This window comes from Pedobacter gandavensis, assembly GCF_032677645.1.
Lineage (GTDB): Bacteria > Bacteroidota > Bacteroidia > Sphingobacteriales > Sphingobacteriaceae > Pedobacter > Pedobacter gandavensis_A.
Window position 1 is genome coordinate 686,369 of sequence record NZ_JAVTSB010000001.1, and the last position, 22,237, is coordinate 708,605.

The 22,237-nt window shown below is 42.5% G+C and carries 18 protein-coding genes; 11 read left to right on the forward strand and 7 right to left on the reverse strand.

The window, feature by feature from the left end; genetic code table 11:
- Window positions 1-178: 178 nt before the first annotated feature.
- Window positions 179-964 (forward strand): diaminopimelate epimerase, encoded by a 786-nt coding sequence (dapF, locus tag R2Q66_RS02980; protein ID WP_316746511.1) that lies wholly within the window; start codon window positions 179-181, stop codon window positions 962-964.
- Here dapF and R2Q66_RS02985 read toward each other — a convergent pair whose 3' ends face one another.
- Both R2Q66_RS02985 and R2Q66_RS02990 read right to left on the reverse strand, forming a co-directional pair.
- The gene (locus tag R2Q66_RS02985; RefSeq protein WP_316746512.1) at window positions 965-3,250 is read right to left on the reverse strand and encodes a helix-turn-helix domain-containing protein; all 2,286 of its coding nucleotides are present in this window, start codon (window positions 3,248-3,250) and stop codon (window positions 965-967) included.
- 164 nt (window positions 3,251-3,414) lie between these two features.
- Window positions 3,415-4,935, reverse strand: coding sequence for an arylsulfatase (locus R2Q66_RS02990; protein WP_316746513.1), 1,521 nt, complete (start codon window positions 4,933-4,935; stop codon window positions 3,415-3,417).
- Window positions 4,936-5,143: 208 nt separating this feature from the next.
- Between R2Q66_RS02990 and R2Q66_RS02995 the strand changes: the two genes are divergently transcribed.
- Complete coding sequence (locus R2Q66_RS02995) at window positions 5,144-7,951, forward strand: outer membrane beta-barrel family protein (protein ID WP_316746514.1); 2,808 nt, start codon at window positions 5,144-5,146, stop codon at window positions 7,949-7,951.
- Window positions 7,952-7,955: 4 nt separating this feature from the next.
- Window positions 7,956-8,729: a GLPGLI family protein gene (locus tag R2Q66_RS03000; RefSeq protein ID WP_316746515.1), complete on the forward strand. Its 774-nt coding sequence runs from the start codon at window positions 7,956-7,958 to the stop codon at window positions 8,727-8,729.
- Here R2Q66_RS03000 and R2Q66_RS03005 read toward each other — a convergent pair.
- The 3 genes from R2Q66_RS03005 to R2Q66_RS03015 form a co-directional block, all read right to left on the reverse strand.
- Entirely contained in the window at window positions 8,726-9,421 is a 696-nt protein-coding gene (locus tag R2Q66_RS03005) for a response regulator transcription factor (protein WP_316746516.1), read from the reverse strand. The genes R2Q66_RS03000 and R2Q66_RS03005 overlap by 4 nt on opposite strands.
- Window positions 9,421-11,259 (reverse strand): ATP-binding protein, encoded by a 1,839-nt coding sequence (locus R2Q66_RS03010; protein WP_316746517.1) that lies wholly within the window; start codon window positions 11,257-11,259, stop codon window positions 9,421-9,423. The genes R2Q66_RS03005 and R2Q66_RS03010 overlap by 1 nt, the downstream gene beginning before the upstream one ends.
- A 486-nt stretch (window positions 11,260-11,745) precedes the next feature.
- Window positions 11,746-12,111, reverse strand: coding sequence for a DUF3127 domain-containing protein (locus tag R2Q66_RS03015; RefSeq protein ID WP_062550689.1), 366 nt, complete (start codon window positions 12,109-12,111; stop codon window positions 11,746-11,748).
- Between the two features lie 72 nt (window positions 12,112-12,183).
- Between R2Q66_RS03015 and R2Q66_RS03020 the strand changes: the two genes are divergently transcribed.
- From R2Q66_RS03020 to R2Q66_RS03045, 6 genes are all read left to right on the forward strand, one after another.
- Window positions 12,184-13,368, forward strand: coding sequence for a class I SAM-dependent RNA methyltransferase (locus R2Q66_RS03020; RefSeq protein ID WP_316746518.1), 1,185 nt, complete (start codon window positions 12,184-12,186; stop codon window positions 13,366-13,368).
- A gap of 122 nt (window positions 13,369-13,490) precedes the next feature.
- A complete protein-coding gene (locus tag R2Q66_RS03025) occupies window positions 13,491-13,751 on the forward strand; it encodes a helix-turn-helix transcriptional regulator (protein ID WP_316746519.1) in 261 nt (86 codons plus the stop codon).
- A 61-nt stretch (window positions 13,752-13,812) separates the two neighbouring features.
- The gene (locus R2Q66_RS03030) at window positions 13,813-14,460 is read left to right on the forward strand and encodes an HD domain-containing protein (protein ID WP_316746520.1); all 648 of its coding nucleotides are present in this window, start codon (window positions 13,813-13,815) and stop codon (window positions 14,458-14,460) included.
- Between the two features lie 34 nt (window positions 14,461-14,494).
- A complete protein-coding gene (locus R2Q66_RS03035; protein ID WP_316746521.1) occupies window positions 14,495-15,520 on the forward strand; it encodes a sensor histidine kinase in 1,026 nt (341 codons plus the stop codon).
- A 146-nt stretch (window positions 15,521-15,666) separates the two neighbouring features.
- The gene (locus R2Q66_RS03040; protein ID WP_265840400.1) at window positions 15,667-16,308 is read left to right on the forward strand and encodes a DUF47 domain-containing protein; all 642 of its coding nucleotides are present in this window, start codon (window positions 15,667-15,669) and stop codon (window positions 16,306-16,308) included.
- 12 nt (window positions 16,309-16,320) lie between these two features.
- Complete coding sequence (locus R2Q66_RS03045; RefSeq protein ID WP_316746522.1) at window positions 16,321-17,331, forward strand: inorganic phosphate transporter; 1,011 nt, start codon at window positions 16,321-16,323, stop codon at window positions 17,329-17,331.
- 154 nt (window positions 17,332-17,485) lie between these two features.
- Here R2Q66_RS03045 and R2Q66_RS03050 read toward each other — a convergent pair whose 3' ends face one another.
- Both R2Q66_RS03050 and R2Q66_RS03055 read right to left on the reverse strand, forming a co-directional pair.
- On the reverse strand, window positions 17,486-18,727 hold the full coding sequence (locus tag R2Q66_RS03050) for a carboxypeptidase-like regulatory domain-containing protein (RefSeq protein WP_316746523.1): 1,242 nt from the start codon (window positions 18,725-18,727) through the stop codon (window positions 17,486-17,488).
- On the reverse strand, window positions 18,717-19,295 hold the full coding sequence (locus R2Q66_RS03055) for a sigma-70 family RNA polymerase sigma factor (RefSeq protein ID WP_316746613.1): 579 nt from the start codon (window positions 19,293-19,295) through the stop codon (window positions 18,717-18,719). The genes R2Q66_RS03050 and R2Q66_RS03055 overlap by 11 nt, the downstream gene beginning before the upstream one ends.
- A 99-nt stretch (window positions 19,296-19,394) precedes the next feature.
- Between R2Q66_RS03055 and R2Q66_RS03060 the strand changes: the two genes are divergently transcribed.
- Window positions 19,395-21,395: a YfbK domain-containing protein gene (locus R2Q66_RS03060; RefSeq protein ID WP_316746524.1), complete on the forward strand. Its 2,001-nt coding sequence runs from the start codon at window positions 19,395-19,397 to the stop codon at window positions 21,393-21,395.
- Window positions 21,382-22,164: a DUF4197 domain-containing protein gene (locus R2Q66_RS03065; protein ID WP_316746525.1), complete on the forward strand. Its 783-nt coding sequence runs from the start codon at window positions 21,382-21,384 to the stop codon at window positions 22,162-22,164. Before R2Q66_RS03060 ends, R2Q66_RS03065 begins: the two co-directional genes overlap by 14 nt.
- Window positions 22,165-22,237: the final 73 nt, after the last annotated feature.

Here is a 22,237-nt window from a genome sequence, read left to right on the forward strand (position 1 = left end):
TCTGGTTCAACCGACCTATCCGGTTGACGAAAAGCCAGAAGCATTTATTTTTTTTACCCCTTAAGAACTTTTCTTTTCAATGGATTAGTCAAATTTAATACCAGATCAACGATATTTGCGTTAGTAACAGCCGATTAAAACTGTTAAAAAATGTTAAAATAGCAAGCACATACCGTTTATGAAAACCACCTTCTTTAAATACCAGGGCGCAGGAAATGACTTTATTCTAATTGATAACCGCGATTTATCTTTCCAATATAAGGATAATAATACGGTTTTAGACCTGTGTAACAGGCGTTTTGGTATCGGAGCGGACGGATTGATGCTACTTCAGAACCACGAAAATCACGATTTTGAGATGTTATACTTCAATGCCGACGGAAATTTGGGAAGCATGTGTGGAAACGGTGGAAGATGCATCGTCGCCTTCGCCAAGTACCTGGGCATCATTGATATAGAAACTGAATTTTTGGCAGTCGACGGCCCACATTATGCCAAAATTTCAGCTGAAGGCGATTGGGTAAACCTTCAAATGATCGACATCGATACCATAGAAAAAGATGGAGATGCCTATGTTTTAAATACTGGCTCGCCACATTATGTATTACAAGTGACTGGCTTAAAGGACAAGGATGTCTTCACTGAAGGAAAAGAGATCCGTAATAACGACACTTATAAAACCGAAGGGATCAATGTAAACTTTGTAGAAAATCAGGGGGATCATTTCTTTGTACGCACGTTCGAAAGAGGCGTAGAAGATGAGACTTATGCTTGCGGAACCGGTGTAACTGCAGTAGCCTTATCCATGGCGCAACATTTAAAACAAGCCGGACATATAGAAACCCCAATCAAAGTGCTGGGAGGTGATTTAAGCATCCAGTTTGATTATGACGGCGCTAAATTCCGCAATATATTTTTATGCGGACCGGCAGTACAGGTTTTCAAAGGAGAAGTTATCGTCTAACTACTCCCCTTCTGCAAGGTGTGCCGCCACACCAATTTTGATTTCACCAAACGTATAGTCCCTACCCAGATGTTCCCTGATCGGATTCATCTGGAGGGTCTTTAAGTCCTGAATCGCTTTCAGAATCTTATCCAGCTTCTTTTTACCGATAATATCTTTGGCGGAAACCTCATGTTTGGCCACATAAAAAGCAAGGTGTCCTTCGATGGTACCGATGACCATTTTACGCTCAGAAGCAATTTCAGATAATGTTTTTCCCGCTTTCAGCATTTCCAGAGAAACCTCTTTCGTATCTACTTTAGGTTCTTTTTCAACCTTTGGCGCAGCCGTTTTTCCTTTAGCAGCAGGTTTAGCCTTCTTAGCAGTAAAATCAAGCTTACCCGGAACCGCAAAAACCTTGGCCATCGTAGCCGCTCTTTCCTCCTGACTCATCAAAGCAGTCACGTCTTTCTTGGTAAATTCCGTCCCCTTGATGGTAGAATTCAGCATGGCCGTCGCTTTTCTTATTTTCTTATACTGATCATAAAACAAAGCTTCCATTTCTAAAAGTTCGGTCAGGTAGGCCGTTACCTGTTTATCCTGTTTCACCAACTCCATACGCTCAAATATGCGCTTCGAGAAGCCTACTACAATCGGGTTGAAATAGTTTTCCGCAGCAATGGTTCTTTCCAGCAAAGCAGTTCTGCCTTCCGGTGTATCCACGGCATACATGCGTTGAATCTGGCTCAGGAACTTATTCGCATTCCCCTTTACCTCCGTCAGGTCTTTCAACAGCTGTCCGGCCCATTTCACATGCTTCTGCTTGGCAGATTTATTAATGTCTTTGGTATAAGAATGTACATGCTCATACACGTAATTATCCAGGGGTGTCAAATCAAAACACTGCAAGAGGTAAGTCCTCAGGAAGGCATCGCTTTCGGTCAGGATCTGGGTATCCAGGCTCAACTGGTTTTCTTTAGTTTTCGAGAAGAAAGACACATTCTGATCCTGGCGGATACCGGAACCTGAAATTCTGGAGGTCAGGATCAGTCCATTCAGGGAACGCAGGCGCGATAACGCCACATAAATCTGTCCGGGGGCAAAAGCACTCCCGATATCGATAATTGCTTTATCAAAGGTTAAACCCTGACTCTTATGCACGGTAATTGCCCAGGCGAGTTTCAAAGGATACTGGGTAAAAGTACCAGCCAGTTCCTCTTCAATTTCTCCGGTCACCTTATCCGTGGTATATTTAATATTTTTCCAGGTGTATTTTTCCAGGATGATCTTCTCATTGGTTCCCTCTGCCTGCACCTCAATGAGGTCAGTACGCAGTTCAGTAACCACGGCAATCTTTCCATTGAAAAAACGCTGTTCACCGGTTGGATCATTTTTAATAAACATCACCTGTGCCCCCTTTTTAAGCTCTAAAATATGCTCTGCGGGATAGGCGTATTCACTAAAATCATTCTCTACTTTAGCCGTGTACAGGTAAGAAGAAGCTTTTAACTCGTTCAGTCTATCCTTATTTAAGGTATCGGCTTTATTATTGTGGGTGGTTAAAGTAATGTATTTATCGTTTACGGTTGGCTTAAAATCAGCCTGATAATATTGGTCTAATAAGGCCACATCCTGAGCCGTCACCTCATTATTTCTCAGGTTATTGAGCAGGTCGATAAACACCTGATCTGCCTGTCTGTATATTTTTTCCAGCTCGATATAAATGGGCGGATTATTTTGCAGGGCAAGGGCATCGAAGAAATAGGCCGAGTTATAAAACTGCCCTAACAGGTTCCATTCCGAAGATTTCACGACGGGAGGCAGCTGGTGTAAATCCCCGATAAACAAGACCTGTACCCCTCCAAAACTAGCAGTATTGTTCCTTCTGATGTAGCGCAACACCATATCAATGGCATCCAGTAAATCTGCGCGCAGCATACTCACCTCATCGATGATCAGCAATTCCATATCCATCAGCACCTTCCTTTTAGAAGAAGTCATGTTTAAATGGCGGACGATAGATTTGGGCGTATTGTACTGCTGGTTATAGTGATCACCATCTGCGGCCGGAGCTTTAGGCAGGTAGGTGCCAAAAGGCAGCTGGAATAAAGAATGAATGGTTACACCCGCAGCATTAATTGCTGCAATACCTGTTGGTGCGGCGATCACTGTCTTTTTATGAGTCAGCTCGATCAGATTACGCAAAAAGGTAGTTTTTCCGGTGCCGGCCTTTCCTGTGAGAAAGATGTGTTTAGAAGTATAGTTTACAAATCTAGCGGCAAGCTCGGCGGGGTTTTGTTCAGACATATTATGGGCATCAATTAAAAATAAACCATCTTTAAATTGTTGTCCCCAAAGATAAGAAGAATGCTGTTAATTATTAATGATTAAAAATCAATCGTCTTACGACATAAAAAGCCCGACAAATGCCGGGCTCCTAAAATGTTTTATAAGCTTCCTTTTACGTTTTATTACTGCGCCTGAATCTTTTCCAGGACGGCTGCCATTTCTTTTACGCGCTCCGGATATTTAGAAGCCAGGTTGTTTTTTTCTCCTAAATCTTCTGTCAGATGATACAACTGAGCAACAGGCGAACTTCCCGTTTCAATTCCTACATCCTGCATAAAAGCAGCGCCTTTTCCAGGAACAATATATTTCCAGCCGTCTTTCAAAAGAGAGATGGAAGCCCCTTGCTCTACCAATACCGACCTGCCTTTTTTGGATTCTCCCATAAAAGCATCCAGTAAATTCTCAGAATCCGTCGCATCGCCGGCAGGAATCGGCTGTCCGATCAATTTTGAAAAACTTGCAATTAAATCCATCTGGCTCACCAACGCTGAGGAGACCCGTGGCTGAACCTGACCTGGCCAGCTTAAAATGAAAGGAACTCTGGTTCCAGCTTCCAACGCACTGTATTTGCCACCGCGCAACACACCGGCAGGCGTATGCCCGTTCAGTTTCGTTACCGCTTCATCCTGATACCCATCATCCAGTACCGGACCATTATCACTGGTAAACACAATCATGGTATTCTTATCAATGCCCAGCAATTTCAGCTGTTTCATGATTTCGCCAATCGTCCAGTCTAACTGTAAAATCGCGTCACCACGTAAGCCTAAACCACTTTTCCCTTTAAATCGGGTAGCCGGCATACGGGGCACATGAGGTTCCGTTAAGGCATAATATAAAAAGAAAGGCTGTTGTTGATTTTTCTCAATAAAGCCCTGTGCAACATTCAAAAAGGTAGTAGAAACCTCTTCGTCGACCCATCTGGCCATCTTACCACCGCTCATATAGCCGATCCGGCCAATGCCATTCACGATGGTCTGGTTGTGTCCTTGTCCTGGCGAACTCTGCATTTTCAGCAATTCAGGATGGTCTTTTCCGGTTGGATCATTCCCTACCTTTTTAGCATAATCCACTTCAATCGGATCATTGGCATCTAAAGCCAGCACCTTATGGTTTTCGAGAAACACGGTTGGCACACGATCCGCAGTAGCGGGGAAAATGAAAGAATAGTCGAAGCCCACCTCATTTGGTCCGGGTTTCAGTTCTCCGTTCCAGTCTTTGGCCACAGCCTCCCCTATTCCAAGGTGCCATTTACCGACGATTCCGGTTTGGTATCCTGCTTTTTTAAACAGATTGGGTAGGGTCGTTTTATCGGTAGGTATAATTAAAGCAGCATCCCCGGGTAAAATACCGGTTCCTTTTTTCCGCCACGGATATTGACCGGTCATGAAGGCATAGCGCGAAGGTGTGCAGGTTGCTGAAGTGGCATGACCATCGGTAAAGCGAATTCCTGCTGCCGCAAGGCGATCTAAATTCGGGGTGTTGATTTTTGTGGCGCCATAACAACTCAGGTCGCCATAACCAAGGTCATCCGCGCAAATAAAAATAACATTGGGTCGGTTTTTAGCGGTTTTCTTTGCCGTCTGGCCAAAGGCTGTACAAGCCAATGCCATCAAAAAAAGGGTTAAAAGGTTCTTATTCATGTGTGTAGTTTAAGGAAGGCCAATATAAACAACAATATTACAAAACGCTCAATCCCCTCAAACGATCAAATAAAAAGGGTTTAGCTCAAAAAATATCATGCTATATCAATGATTTTTAAGCTTTAACATTATTTAACAGAAAACGTCATTTTCCAATAGCTATCACTAAATATTTAGTTATAACTTAGGTTAATCCAAATAACCAAAAATGAAACTTAAAGTATTCCTACTATTTTTAGCTTGCTATTGCCCTGTTTTAGTGTTCTCGCAAAGTAATTACGAAGTAAAGGGGGTGATTACCGACACCGCCGCGACTTACAAAATGGTGAACACCACGATCGCTATTTTAAATGCAAAAGACTCCACACTCGTCAAATATGCCCGTTCAGGTGCAGACGGAGCCTTTAAACTCAATCCCCCGAAAGCCGGAAAATTCATCATCCTCGTCTCCTACCCCGGCTATGCCGATTACGTAGAGGACTTTAGCTTAGATGATGCTAAAAAGATACATGATTTTGGGAAATTGAACCTGATGTTAAAATCAACGCTTTTAAAGGATGTGATCATCAAAGGAAACATCAATGCGATTAAAATGAAGGGGGATACCACCGAATTTAATGCCGCAGCCTATGTAATTCAACCCAATTCTAAAGTAGAAGACCTGTTGAAACAACTGCCCGGCATTACCATAGATAAAGATGGAAAAATCACAGCTCAGGGCCAGGCGGTTAATAAGGTCCTGGTAGATGGGGAAGAATTCTTTGGTGATGACCCTACCCTGGTGACCAAAAACCTACGTGGCGACATGGTAGACAAAGTACAGCTATTCGACAAAACCAGCGATCAGGCTGCATTTACCGGTATCGATGATGGTCAGAAAGCAAAAACCATCAACATCAAACTGAAAGAAGATAAAAAAGAAGGTTATTTCGGAAAAGTAGATATTGGCGGTGGAACCGATGATTTCTATTCGGGACAAGCCATGATCAATGCCTTCAAGGGCAAGAAGAAATTTGCAGCCTTCGGAAACCTGGCGAACAACGGAAAAACCGGCTTATCCTGGAGTGATAACGACAAATTTGGCACGAGTAACTTCCAGATGAGTGACGACGGAATGTATATGTTTTCCGGTGGAGGCAGTGATGACGGTTTAGATTCTTATGATGGCCAATACAGTGGAGAAGGGATGCCTAAAACTAAAAGTGGCGGCGCTCAGTTTTCCAATAAATGGAATAAAGACAAAGAAAGTATCAATACCAGTTATAAAATTGGCGAGATTAATGTATCCGCTCTGAGCAGCAGCAAGACGCAGAATAACCTGCCTGCAGGATCAGAAACCCCTGCTATTTTTAGTACTTCGCAACAAACATCAGACAAGCGCTTATTCCGTCAAAAGGCAAACATCGCCTATACCATCGCCCTGGATAGCAATGCGACCATTAAAGTAGGTGTAGACGGATTATTGAAGAACAACAATTCTGATTCCGAAGGTTCTGCTTTTAGTGATCGGTTAGACGGGACTGCCATCAACAACAGTAAAACCATCAACAACAATAAAGGAGATCAGAGAGATTTAAATGCCAACATTTTATACACCCAAAAGCTAAAGAAAAAAGGTCGTACCTTCTCTTTAGCCCTGGCACAAAATATTACCGAAAGTAATAATAAAGGTAATATTTACTCCCTAACCGAGTACTTCGATTTAAATGGAGATTTCACAAGAGACTCTTTATTAAATCAATACAAGACCTCCCACAACAGCAATTCCAAATTCAGCTCCAATGCCACTTATACCGAGCCACTTTCTAAATCATGGTCGGTTTTGGTTAGTTACGGACTGAGTCTGAATCATGGAACTTCCGACAGAAGTTCTTTCAATCAGGATGCCAATGGTGATTATACCATTCTGGATAGAGAATTCAGTAATGACTTTAAACTAGACCAGGTGTCTAATCAGGGGGGGGCAACCTTCAATTACAAGCAAGGCAAGACCGTTTTCAACTTCGGTGGTAAAGTTGCGGATGTGAGCTTCAAACAAATAGACGGACTAACACAAGAGCGCTTTAACCGAAAGTTCACCAACTGGAACCCTCAGGCTTCCTATACTTATAATTTTACCCAGCAAAAATCATTTAGATTCTATTACTATGGGAATACCAATCAGCCAGGTATCACGCAACTACAACCGGTAAGAGTGAACAATGACCAGTTAAATATTTACGATGGAAATCCCGACTTAAAGCCTTCATTCAATAATGGGATGAGTGTCAATTTTGGCAATTACAAAGTGATGAGCGGCGAATCAGTTTGGGTTAACGCCAATGTGAATTTCACTTCCAATGCCATCGCGAATTCAACGACCACCAATGCCGAAGGTAAAAACACCTACAAACCGATCAATATTGAAGGAAAAATGCCAACCAGTTACCGGGCTAATGTTTATTACGACCGGAAGATTAAGTTTCTGGATTTACGTGCCGGCATAAATGGAGGGGTATCTGGAAATACCAGTTACAGCATGGTGAACAATGAATTCAATACCACCAACAACATGAATTACGAAGGAGGACTTAGACTTTCACAATACAAAGAAAAAAAGTACAACTTCTATATTTCCGCAGGACCTGCTTATACCCTTAGCGGAACTTCCTTACAGAAAAACCTGAATGACAACGGCTGGAAGTTCAACGGAAACATGGGTTTCAACGTTTTTCTGCCAGGAAAAATTGAGATAGCCTCGGATGGAGATTACCAATACCGTGGGAAAACAAAATCCTTTAACCAGACTTTTGAGCGTTTCATCTGGAATGCAGCAATCAGTAAAAAGTTCTTCAAAGCAGAAGACCTGAAACTTTCGCTGTCCGGCAATGACCTCTTAAATCAAAACACGGGTTTCAGCAGAAGTGCCAACAGCAATTTAATTACCGAAAGAAGATACAATACCATCACGAGATACTTTATGTTATCACTGATCTGGGATTTCAATAAAATGGGCGGAGGCGCTCCAAAACAATAATCAAATGAAGAAGACACTAATCACCCTGACTATACTGCTCGGATCTATGGGCAGCTTTGCACAAAATGTACGCTTTACTACGGATGGAGTCATTGAATTTGAACGCAAAACAAATATGTGGGCAACGCTTAAAAAGCGCATCAACAAGGACAATGAAACCTATTTACAACCTGCTTATGATTCCTACAAGAAAAATCAGCCACAGTTTAAAATTCTGAAAAGCACATTGACATTTTCAAATGACAAGTCGCTCTTCACACCGCTTCCGGATACCGGAAAAGATGTGAGTGGATTTTGGGGATCTGACCCGAACAGCACACAGAATAACACCATTTTCAGCGACCTGGCGAGCAGCAGTTTCATTACTCAAAAGAAAGTATTTGAAGAAACATTTTTAGTCAGAGACAGCTTGAGAAAGATCAACTGGAAGCTGACGTCGGAGACCAGAGATATTGCCGGATATGAGTGTAGAAGAGCCAATGCAATCATCATGGACTCGATCTATGTGGTGGCTTTCTATACGGATAAAATCCCTGTTTCCGGCGGACCGGAATCATTCTCCGGCTTACCGGGCATGATCCTCGGGGTGGCCCTGCCACATGAAAACGTGAGCTGGTTTGCCACCTCCGTTAAAGACAAACCTGTTACCGCAGCGGAATTAAAAGCGCCGGTAAAAGGTAAGGCCGTAAATACAAAAGGACTAAATGATACCCTGAACGGGGTATTAAAAGATTGGGGCTCTTATGCACAAACTGTGCTAAAAGCCCTGACGATCTAGTTGACCAATAATTTGTAACCTTTTCCATGTACGTTGAGGATTTCTACCTTAGGGTCTTCCCTAAGGTATTTCCTTAACTTACTCAGGAAAACATCCATACTGCGACCATTAAAATAATTGTCGTCATGCCAGATGCTCAATAAAGCTTCTTCCCTGGTCAGTACCGCATTCTTCTTTAAACACAACAATTGCAGTAACTCTGCTTCTTTAGTACTGAGTTTTTGTTGTTGTCCTTTATAGTGAATCAGCTGCGTCGTATAATCAAAGGTATAATCGCCGATCTGGAATTGCGTTTCTACCGGAGCCTGTTCTACAGCTTCTTTGGTAGATACCCTTTTCAACAGCGCATTGATGCGCAGCAATAATTCTTCAATACGAAAAGGTTTGGTGATATAATCGTCTCCCCCAAGGTCGTATGCCGAAGCTTTATCTTCTATCATGGCCTTCGCCGTAGCAAAAATAATGGGCACCTGCTGGTTGATCTTTCTAATCTCTTTTCCCAGGGTAAAACCATCTTTCTTAGGCATCATGACATCCAGAATGCAAAGGTCAAAGTCCTGTTTAGAAAAAGCCTTGATGCCTTCCTCACCATCCACACAAAGTACCACCTCAAATTTCCCTTTCAATTGCAGGTAATCTTGCAAAAGTAAACCCAGGTTCGGATCATCTTCTACCAATAGAATTCTTTTCATTATTTACGGTTTAGGGGTAAGATTATTTCAAATACAGTGCCTTTGTCTTTTTCACTATGCACCTTAATTTTTCCTTCCATCTGCTGAATGATATCCTGGACATAATTGAGGCCAAGGCCAAATCCTTTAACATCATGCAAATTGCCGGTAGGCACTCTGTAGAACTGATCAAAAATACGTTTTGTTTCTTCGGTTGTCATGCCAATGCCGGCATCCGCCACTTCAATCACCAGATGTTTAGCGGTATTTCTGGTGGCGATTCTAATTTCAGGGATTCCGGGGCTATATTTATTGGCGTTATCAATCAGGTTATAAATGACATTGGAAAGGTGCAGTTCATCCGCTAAAATCATGGGTTGTTTAGCCCCCAGATCCAGTTTCAAATCTGTTCCTTTCTTTTTCAACTGCAAGTCCATACTGTCTACCACCACGAGGATCAGCTCATTGACATCCACCAGGCGTTCTTCCAGTTTCAATTCTTTCTTTTCCAGACGGGCGATACTCAATACCCTTTCAATATGATTTCCAAGGCGCACGTTTTCATCATAGATGATCCCTGCCAGTCTTTTCACTCTGTTCTTGTCTTCCGTGATCTCCGGATCTTTTAAGGCCTCACTGGCGATCATAATGGTGGCCACCGGAGTTTTAAACTCATGCGTCATGTTGTTGATGAAATCGGTTTTCATCTCCGAGATTTTCTTCTGCTTTAAGATCGTGTAAATCGTATAAGCGAAAATAAAGACGAGTACGAGTAATAAACCGGCTGAGGAGGCCATCGTGACGCTCAGGTTGCTGAATATCAAAGAATCTTCTTTCGGGAAAGTGACGTATAACAGTCCGGGATCTCTAAAGATATCATCGCTAAACAGGGTCACTGTATGCAGATTTGCAGGATCAGGCACGCCGCTATCCTGCGCCACCTTGCGGTAGACTACAGAATCTTTGCTGGCCATTTTCACCCAGAAATCATAGTCGAGCTTGATGTTCCTGTTGAGGAGCTCCGTTTTGATCAGGGTATCCAGCACATCTCTGGGTACCCGCTCATCCATCGGTACATTTTCCTGACGCATTTCTCTGGCTACATCTTCCAGGTAGTTCAGGCTATTGGTTTTAATGATCACCGTATCTTTTAACAGGTCTTTAAAAGCCCTGGAAAATTTCTGGTTCTCCATCTCATCTTCAATTTTAAACTTAGACACCATGTCTGGAGAAACGCGTGGCAGCGTAATCAGCAATGGTTTTTTAGTAAAAGGATTAAAAGCAAGGTATCGGATACTATCCGGAAGTTTATCGGTAGACACCCGGAAGGTTTGTGATTTTTCGGGAATATAGACTTGATTCACATTGGCGGTAACCACATTTCCGGCCTTATCCACTCCAAAATTCATATCTACCTGCAAAGGAGATTTTTTATCATTTTCTACACTTGCCATGGATAAATATTCCTGCTCGGGAATGATGGTCGGATTCAGATAGGTATTGCGGATCACACTGTCCTGCATGTTCAGATCGGCAATGATTTTCTTTTGCTGTTCTAACTTCCGGCGTTCTTCTTTGACTTTATGCTGTTCTTTAAATTCGACCAGAATCTGGGCTTTATCCCGCAGTTCGGCTTCTCTTTCTTCTTTCAGCTGATCTTCTTTTTTGTAGAGGTGGGTGGCGGCATAGCGCTTCTGCACTTTGTTAACCACAGCGTTTAAAGCCTGACTAACCTCTTGTTCAAAAAGCTGAGATTTTAAGGCGTACGCCTCCCTGATGTAATACAATTGCATTACAAAGACCCCAAGCAAGGCTACGGTCATTAGAGCGGTGATTAACCAAAGACTTCTTTTTTTCATTTATGGAATACCCCAAAAATAGCTAAGGTTGGGCAAAAACCTGGTTATTTAACACTTTTTAACACGCTGATTGGGCCTAATTTACGGTGCTTAAATTCCATTTAATGCATTTCATGCGGAAAATGATTTTCAAACTAACTTCAGGATTTTCCGGAGAAAAAATAAATACGGGGACACTGGCGGAGGGCATGGCACCAGATTGGCGAAGGCAGCGATTGAATACCGTTAGGGTATAGATGGTATAGTAGTGCTGGTTGGCGGGGAGTTGTTTAAGGGTTGCAGAGGGGCTGGTAACGGTTTGCCGTAGGCTTCCCCTAACCAACGCTCCGCCAACTCTCCGGCAACTCCTCATCAACCAGCACCAGTATAGCAGCACTATAGTAATAATACCAGAACACTCCCTAAGAACTGCAAGGTAACAAATAAAGCCTGTCCGAATAATCGGACAGGCTCGTGGTCAATTTGTCTATCGTTTAAAAAAGATCTTTAGAAAGGAAGATCGTCTTCCTCACCTGGAGCATTGTTCAAATCTGCTGGTGGAGCATAAGCTGGTGTTGCTGCTGCTGCACCTGGAGTCAGGGCGTTGATACGCCATACTACCAGACTATTGAAATATGATGTTTTTCCTGTTTTATCAGTCCATGGACGACCGCGAAGGTTAAATGAAACTTCTACGTCGTCACCAGTTTTTAAGCTATCGAATAAAGCTGTTTTATCTTGTAAAGCTTCAAATCTGATGTACTCTGGATAAGTAGGATTTTCTGCGTATTCTATAATCAGGTCACGTTTCTTAAAAGTCTCGCTTACCTGTTGTAATGCACCAATTTCATGCACTTTTCCTTTTATTTCCATAACATTTACTATTTTATTCTCGTACAAAGTTCAAATCTCTATATTTTTATTGATAACTTCGCACAATATATTATGCAAGTTTTCCACACAAAAAGCAAGGTTATCTTAACCTGCAACAAGCGATTATCGCCATATCTTCAGGAAGAGGTTAAAGCCCTGGGCTACACTATTGTTAGGGATTTCCCTACTGGAGTGGAGTTAAATATAACCCTTACGGAATGCATCAAGTTGAATTTAAACCTGAGGTGTGCCAGTCAGATTTTATATTGCCTAAAAAGCTTCAAAGCCAACAACCCGGAGGAATTATACCGGGAGCTGGTAGATATGGAGTGGGAATCGCTGATTGATTTCTCGGGATACTTCTCGGTGACGTCAAATGTGGATAACCCAACCATAACGACGCCTCTTTTTGCCAATCTAAAAGTAAAAGATGCGATTGTAGATCGAATTAAAGACAAAAAAGGAATTCGTCCGAATTCAGGATCAGATGCCAATAAAGCGGTGGTACACCTTTACTGGAAAGACAGTGAGGCGGACATCTTTATGGACACTTCCGGAGAAACGCTGGCCAAACACGGTTACCGTAAAATCCCTGGAAAAGCACCGATGTTAGAAGCATTGGCAGCGGGTGTGATCATGAGTACGCAATGGGATCAAAAATCACCTTTCGTTAATCCGATGTGTGGTTCAGGAACACTGGCTATTGAAGCAGCTTTGCTGGCTACCAACCGTCGCCCTGGATTATTCCGTATGAACTACGGTTTTATGCACATCCTGGGTTATGATGAAGAAGTGTTCTTCGCAGAACGCCGTATTCTGAAAGAACAGGTGATTAAAAATGTAGACCTGACGATTATTGCAACAGATCTTTCCGAAGATGCCGTTGATATCAGTCGCAAAAATGCACAAACTGCCGGCGTAGATACCCTGATTACTTTTGAAGTTTGCGATTTCGCAGAAACAAAAGTTCCTGAAGGCGGAAAAGGTGTGGTTGTTTTCAATCCGGAATACGGAGAGCGTTTAGGAGTACATTCTGTACTGGAAGCAACCTACAAAAGAGTAGGAGATTTTATGAAGCAGGAATGTAAAGGATATTTCGGATATATTTTTACCGGAAACCCAGACCTTGCAAAGAAAATCGGCCTTAAAGCCACCAAAAAGATAGAATTTTACAATGGTAAACTGGATTGCCGTATGCTCGAATATGAGTTGTATGACGGTACCAGAAGACCAGAAGTTAAGGAGATTGCGGAATAGTTTAGAGAAATTTAGATTTATTTTCATTTTTTAAATCTATTCCAGTTTAGTTTACGTTTATAGGTTTATATATTAGTAATATATAATAGAATAAATTGTAAACTAAACTTCCCCTTTAAACCATGAACGAACAAATCGACATCAACGTAAGAGAGATCCCATCGACGATCAAAAAGATCAGAAAGATCAAGTCACTGACACAAGAGTATCTTGCTGCCAAACTTCACATCTCTCAAAATGCTTACAGCAAAATCGAACTAGGCCACAGTAAATTAACTGTAGAGCGCTTATGTCAAATCGCTAACATCCTTGATGTTAAGCCAAACCAACTACTTTATTTCAAACCGGCAGAATTCGTTGAAGCCCTGAGAGCTTCCGGATAATTCTCCACAACCTGTTTTTTTTGGTTGATTTCAGATACTTTTGCTGCAAAGCAAGAGGATTATGGAAGTGTTACTGGAGAAGACAATCGCATTTGTTAAAAAAACTTTAGCAGGCGCAGAGGCCGGGCATGATTGGTTTCACATCGAGCGTGTGTACAAGAATGCCCTGCTTATCAATTTAACGGAGAAAGGCGACGAACTCATTGTGGCCATGGCCGCGCTGCTGCACGACATTGCCGACCCGAAGTTTAATGATGGCGATGAAGAAATCGGCCCCCAAATGGCCGGAGATTTCCTAACCGAACTGGGTTTAGACCCGGAACAAATCGACCATGTCCAAAAAATCATCCGTAATCTAAGTTATAAAGCCAGCCTGGGTACAGTCACTTTCCAATCTAAGGAATTAGACATTGTACAGGATGCAGATCGCCTGGATGCCATTGGCGCCATCGGGATTGCCCGTGCATTTACCTATGGTGGTTATAAAAACAGGGTATTGTATGATCCTGAAATTGCAGCAGACATGCACATGAGCAAGGAAGTTTATAAAAACTCCAGCTCCCCTACCATCAATCATTTTTATGAGAAACTTCTGAGGTTAAAAGACCTGATGAAGACCGGTACAGGAAAAGAAATTGCGGCTCAGCGTCATGACTTTATGCTCCTTTATCTGGATCATTTCTATAAAGAGTGGGAAGGAAAGATTTAACGTGTAATTTAAATCTAAATTGTAAATTGCCTGCATGAAGTTAAGCGTCCTTGTTCTCATTGCTGCCATGGCAGTAGGCCTTTCCATAGGCTTAGTCAATTTCTATTTTCAAAAAGACTGGTATTTTATGGCGGTTTCTTTCGGGGCAGCCTTTATCACCAGTTTCATTGTATTTTACTACCTGCTGGAAAAATACATTTATTCTAAAATCGTGCTGATTTATAAGATGATTCACAATTTAAAATTGGGAAAAGACTTAAAAGATGCTTTAGGAGAATATGTGAGCAGCGACCCCATCAATGATGTGGAGCAGGAAGTGAAGGAATGGGCAGGTGCCAAGAAACGCGAAATTGATGTCCTGAAAAAACAGGAACAGTTCAGAAGGGAGTTTCTATCGAACGTTTCTCATGAATTTAAAACGCCTTTATTTGCCGTACAAGGCTATATTGAGACTTTGCAGGATTGTCTGCTCGATGATCCGGAAATGGCGCAGAAGTTTCTGAAAAAAGCGGAGAACAATGTAGAACGCTTAAGTTACCTGATCAACGACCTGGATTCTATCTCTAAATTAGAAACCGGTGAGATTCCGATTAATTATACCAAGTTCGATTTCGTAGTGCTCGCTAAAGAGGTGATGGAAGGCCTGGAAGACAAGGCGAAGAAAAAGAACATCACAATATCCTTCAAGGACAAATACACCCACCCTGCTTATGTCAATGCGGATCGCGAGAAGATTCGTCAGGTCATGATCAATCTGATTCAGAATTCGATCAAATATGGCAGGGAAAACGGCTCTACGGCCATCAAGATTTTCGAACTTCATGACCAATATCTGATTGAAGTGACGGATGACGGGATTGGAATTGAAGAAAAACACCTCCCTCGCCTGTTCGAACGTTTCTATAGAATCGATTCTCACCGATCGAGACAAGAAGGCGGTACCGGGCTCGGCCTTGCCATCGTAAAACATATCCTGGAGGCACACCAACAGATTATTTCGGTAAGAAGCACTTTGCAAATCGGGACCACTTTTGCCTTTACCCTGCAAAAGATTGGTTAACAATGACAAAGCTTTTGCAAAATATCTTAACACTTAACATTAACTTAACATTACACTCATACTTTTGTATCATATTTTATAAGTAGGATGGCCAGGGCGTTATGCGGGTTTTCATCTGACAATTAAAACAAAATATAATATAACAGATGAATAGCATTTTTAAGTTCTTCACGCCAAAAGACAAAAAGTTCCAGCCATTATTTGAGCAGGCAGGTAGCAATGTATTGAAAATTTCTGAGGCACTATTACTAGCGTTAAGTTCAACAGATCTTGAAAAAAGAAAAGAATACATTAAAGAGGTAGAACGTTTAGAGCATGTTGGAGACGACATTACCCATTCGATCTTCTTAGAATTAAGCAAGAACTTCATTACACCATTCGACAGGGAAGATATCCATGCGTTGGCTAGTGCAGTGGATGATATTGCGGATTATATTCATGCTTCTGCAAGTAATATTGAGCTTTATAATATTGTTCATATTGGTGATGCAATGATCAAACTAGCAGAATTGTTAGTAGAAATGTGTACTGATCTGAACAATGCGATTAAAGAATTGAGAAGTTTCAAAAACATTCGCGTGATTGCTGATGCTTGTGTAAGAATCAATAGTGGTGAGAATCAAGCTGACTATGTGACGAACCTTGCCATTGCTCGTTTATTCGAATTTGAGACCAATGCAATTGAGCTGATCAAGCAAAAAGAGGTATTACAGACCTTAGAAATGGCTACAGATAAATGTGAGGATGCAGCAAATGTGTTGGAATCTATTTTGGTAAAGAACGCTTAAACCTTCAATAAAATGGTAACTACCTTATTGGTCGTTGTAATTGTCCTGGCAATTGCCTTCGATTATATCAATGGCTTTCATGATGCAGCAAACTCTATTGCTACCATTGTATCCACGAAAGTATTAACACCTTTTCAGGCAGTAGCCTGGGCTGCGCTATTTAATTTCGCTGCCTATTTTTATTTCACTGACCACAAAGTAGCCAATACAATAGCGAAAACGGTAGTGGAAAACTTCATTACCCTGGAGGTAATCCTGGCCGGCCTGCTGGCTGCCATCACCTGGAATCTTTTTACCTGGTGGTTCGGAATTCCTTCCAGTTCTTCACACACACTGATTGGTGGTTTTGCTGGTGCCGGTATGGCTAAAGCTTTTACCTTAGGTGTAGGTGTTATGGAAGCAATTAACCTTGCGCCGATTCTGAAAGTAGTAGCCTTTATTGTGCTCGCTCCCGTTATCGGTATGGTGATCTCCGTGATTATATCTATTATTATCCTTCATATTTCCAAAAATGCGCGGCCTTCAGTTGCAGAAAAATGGTTCAAAAGATTACAGTTGATCTCTTCTGCTGCCCTGAGTTTTACGCATGGTGGTAATGATGCTCAAAAAGTAATGGGTATCATTTATGTAGCCATGGTAGCCGCAAATGTCCTTAAAACCGGTGATACGATGCCGGAATGGATTCCTATCTCTTGTTACGCGGCAATCGCTTTAGGAACAATGAGTGGTGGTTGGAAAATCGTGAAAACTATGGGTTCTAAAATTACTAAAGTGAATGCTTTTGAAGGCGTTGCCGCAGAAACTGCCGGTGCCGTAACCTTAGGTATCACCGAACATTTTGGTATCCCTGTATCTACAACACATACGATCACAGGATCTATTGTTGGGGTAGGTTTACTGAAAAGAGTATCCGCAGTACGCTGGGGTGTAACCGTAAGTTTATTATGGGCATGGGTATTAACCATTCCGGTATCAGCTACGCTTGCCGCACTTGTATTCAGTGTGATCCACCTTTTCTTTTAGTATTAAGATTGGTCTGAGCTGCAGTTTAATCCGCAGCATAGCAAAAATCATATCGGGTTTTATCCCACAAAAAAACCGGAACGCTTGTTCCGGTTTTTTTTATGTCTGTTATTTTTAAGCATACTGGATTTGGTACTGTCCTTATAGCGGCCGGTTAGAACTTGACGCCTAGCTGCACTCTTGCTTCCGGACTCAATGGTAACTCCCACTTAGGCCCTTCCGATATCAGCCTGATCGCTTCTTTATTGTATTGATCACCAGGGCTTCTTAGTATTTTGAAATCATAAGGCTTGCCGTCTTTTCCAATCAGAAAGCTGAGCTGGACAGTGGCACCAAGCGTATTTTCTTTAGTCAGGCGGTTGTTTTCTGCCAGATACTGGTTGTACTTCTCCCAGCCAACAACAGGGTTAAAAGCTGATCCGATCATGATTTGCTTTCTTAACTTCACTTCTACCGGAGCATTTAATCGGGCAACCAAAGTATTGGGAGCAAAGCCCGGATGAGTCACCGCAAGGGTATAATTTTTCGTTAAGCTATCTACAGGGATTTTAAAAGCACCGTTACTATCCGTTATTGCCGGAACTACAGCATATCCCCGGATCACAGTAACTTTGGCACCGGCAACCGGTGTTCCATCTGTGGAAGCAACTTTACCCTGGATTCCTCTGACCACCATTACTTCGTTTAAATCCGATGTTTTTGCCATCCGACTGGCATCAGCATTTATTGGTGCTGCCATAACCGCTGCCACCCTATTTGCTGCCTCCGTGGTTATTGCTTCCGTATTTGTTGTTACAGCTGCTGCTTCATCAGTACTGACTGCTGCTTTTGCTTTTTTCTTCGTATTTACCGCATAGCTGTTACGCTTTGCTTCCTTTAATGCTTTTGCTACCACAGCGTCTTTAGCGACTACATCTGCGGCTGAGGCCGCGGAAGGAGTTGTTGCATCGGCTGCTGCTCCTGCACTTGCAATGGATTGCGCTGCTTTTGGAGCCGAAGGCCCTGCTAACTGCGTGCTTTCAGGCTGGATACTAACCTCAACTTCTTTTTCTTGTTTGGCGAGCTGATTTTCTCTGGCTGCTTCTTTCATCCAGAAGATGATGCTCACCGAGATAAACAATACTGCTGCTGTTGCCGCAATACTTAGCCTTTGCCAGGTAATTACCTTTGTTTTCTTAGCCACATGATGTTCTGCAACACGTTCCTTCAGCTGCTTTTGCAGCAAAGAAATCGACGCCAGAGAACGCTTCGGCGAGGCACTGAGTCCGGCCAAAGCTTCTGCAACGAAGGGATCATCCAGTGCTTCCCGCTCCACCTTGTTCATGGTTTTTGCGTCGAGCTTACCGTCCAGATAATCTTCTAAAACTCCTATATCTAACCAATCATTATTCACCACTATTCCTTTCTATACAAATTTTCAAGTTCCGCTTTCCATTTTGGATATAGCTCTTTACCTTCAACATTTCATATCCGGTAAGGTCTGCAACTTCTTTATAACACTTCTCTTCCAGATAGAACAATTGCACACTAATGCGCTGCTCTTCCGGCAATTTCTCCATACAACGTTCCATCACGGTCAGTGTCTCTTCCTTCGTATCATCAAGATCAAGATGCACAAATTCCGCGTTTTCCACAAAACTGTCTTCCATAGAAACGGTGGTATGCTTAGAATTTTTACGGATGGCCATTAAACAGTAGTTTCTGGATAGCACATGAAGCCAGCTTTTGAAGTTTTGCACTTCGTGGACCTTCAGTTTGATGACGAGTTCTTCGAAGATCTGCATCACGGCATCCTTACTTTGCTCTTCATCTTTCAGGTAGTTGAGGCAAACCCCAAACACCAGGTGCATATATTTACTGTAAAGCAGACCCAATGACTCCAGATCGCCACTGATTTTATATCGGGCAATCAAAGCAGCATCGTCCTGCTCCTGGATTCTGGTTGTATTTTTAATAAACTTCAATTGCGGTCTGGGACATAATTCGATCAAGTATAAAAATATTTTCTGAGAATGGTGTGGAAATTCGTCAAAGCTTACATCATTGTGTAAACCATTGAAATTATGAAAAAGTTTTTCTTCCCTCTTTTCCTTGTACTCGTACTACTTGGATTTAATGCTTCCGCGATAAAAAAAATACAAGGTACGGTCACTGAATTCGGCCTTAAAAAACCAATTGCCGGCGTAGAAGTCAGCAATATTTCCGGGAGTAAAAAAACCTTAACCGATAAAAACGGTCATTATGAGCTCTTTTTAGAAGACAGGGAACTGGAGCTGATTTTCAATAAACCGGGTTATCTGGCGCAAAGACTCAGCATTGTTAAGAAAACGACATTAAATGTACAGTTGAGCATTGGAACGGAATCATACGAACCTCCTGTTTTGAAAGAAGTTATAGTGGTTAACCCGAATCCGCAGTCCAATTCCTCAAATAATGTGATGAACCAGGCCATGGTCATGACTAAAGGTAAACAACAACAGGTCATGATCCGTGGAATTGCCCATATTAACCAGTCGCAGAAAAAATATAATGCATACCCTGGCATGCGCACAAATATCGTTGGCAGTCAACAACCCGGCATCAGGATAGGCCAGTTCGGAAATACAGAAAGTTATGCCCCAATTGTGGAGAATCCTTTTCAGGCCGCGCTAAAAACGCCACTTTCTACCTTTTCAATTGATGTGGATGCAGCGTCTTACAGCAATGTGCGCCGTTACCTGAACAATGGTGGTTTGCCGCCTAAAGATGCCGTCAGGATTGAGGAAATGATCAATTATTTTGATTACAACTATCCGCAGCCTACGGGAGATGATCCGGTAAATATCCTGACAGAAATCGCGTCAGCTCCCTGGAATCCACAACATAAACTAGTAAAAATCGCCTTACAGGCTAAGAAAATAAAAACAGCGAATTTGCCGGCTGCCAATCTGGTCTTCCTGATTGATGTGTCTGGTTCGATGAGCCAACCGAATAAACTGCCATTACTGGTTTCTTCTTTCAAATTACTGACGGATCAGTTGCGTCCGGAAGACCGCGTAGCGATCGTAGTCTATGCCGGAAGATCGGCTTTGGTACTCCCTTCTACCCCGGGTTCTGCAACCACCACCATTAAAGATGCGCTGAATAAATTAGAAGCTGGTGGATCTACTGCCGGTGGAGAAGGTTTAGAACTGGCTTATAAAGTAGCCGCAGAAAACTTCATCAAAAAGGGCAACAACAGGGTAATCCTTGCCACAGATGGGGATTTCAATGTAGGTATATCCAGTGATCAGGAAATGGAAACGCTGATTGAAGCCAAAAGAAAAAGCGGCATCTTCCTAACCGTATTGGGTTATGGCATGGGCAACACCAAAGACAGCAAAATGGAGCTCCTTGCCGATAAAGGCAATGGAAATTATGCTTATATCGACAACATTACGGAGGCCAGAAAGGTCTTGATCAATGAGTTTGGCGGCACGCTGTTTACCGTGGCCAAAGACGTGAAATTGCAGGTAGAATTTAATCCTTCAAAGGTTCAGGCTTACCGCTTAATCGGGTATGAAAACCGCTTGCTGGAAGATAAAGATTTTAATGACGACCTTAAAGATGCGGGTGATATGGGTGCCGGACATACGGTGACTGCTTTTTATGAAATCATCCCTTACGGCGTCAACAGCAGCTTTACCCCTTCCGTTGATCCTTTAAAATATCAGGAAAATAAGGCTTTGAGCAGCACCAACAACAATCCGGAAATGCTGACGGTAAAAATGCGTTACAAACAACCGGATGGCGATAAAAGCAAGTTGCTGCAAAAGGCAGTGCTGGATACGACCTTTCCATTTGCCCGTGCTTCAGAGAATTTCCGCTTTGCTGCCGCAGTGGCAGAGTTTGGCCTGCTATTACGCCAGTCGGACTTTAAACAGGGTGCTAGTTTTGAACAGGTAATCGGCCTTGCCGAAGCCGCACAGGGAAAAGATACAGAGGGTTACCGTTCTGAGTTTTTAAAATTAGCAAAGTCGACTGCTTTATTGGCCAAAGATTTGCTTAGTATTGAAAACACAAACAAAGTCAATGAAAAGAACTAGCATTTATTTGATCGCCACCTGCTTAATTAGTCTGAGCAGCATCGAAGCGCAAAGTCAAACACAACTCGGTAAAATATTAAAAAAAGTAAGCGCAGCTACAAAACCTGCAACGACCAATACAGCCAATAGCGTAACCGGTACAACGGGTACACCAAGTACTTCTGAAATCGGATTCGGGATTAAAGAAGCATTAGAATTAGGAATCGGCAGAGGCGCAGATTTATTGTCGGCCAAAGATGGATTTATGGGCAATGCTGCCGTAAAAATCCTCTTCCCACCGGAAGCACTAAAGGTAGAAAAAACCTTACGCAGCGTTGGCTTGGGTTCTCTTGCCGATAATGTGGTCTTGAGCTTAAACAGAGCGGCAGAAGATGCAGCGAAAGAGGCGAAACCGATCTTCGTTTCGGCCATTAAACAGATGACGATTGCGGATGCAACCAATATTTTATTAGGGCAGCAAGATGCCGCAACCAACTATTTTAAAAGAGTAACCACCTCGCAGCTGATGGAGAAATTTCAACCGGTAATTACGAGCAGCTTAAGTAAAGTTGGTGCGGCAAAATACTGGGGCGATGCCACTAAACAGTACAATAAAATTCCCCTGGTGAAGCCGGTAAATACCGACTTGTCCAGCTATGTAGCTCAAAAAGCGATAGAGGGCATGTTTATCCAGGTGGCTCAGGAAGAGCTTAAAATCAGAGACAATCTGGGTGCTAGGTCGACCCCGCTTTTACAAAAAGTATTCGGTTACGCCGACCAGAAAAAGTAATCAGCATGGGCTTATAAATTAATAATCAAGCCCATGCATGTACTCCACCACATAAAAAACATTAGACATCTCA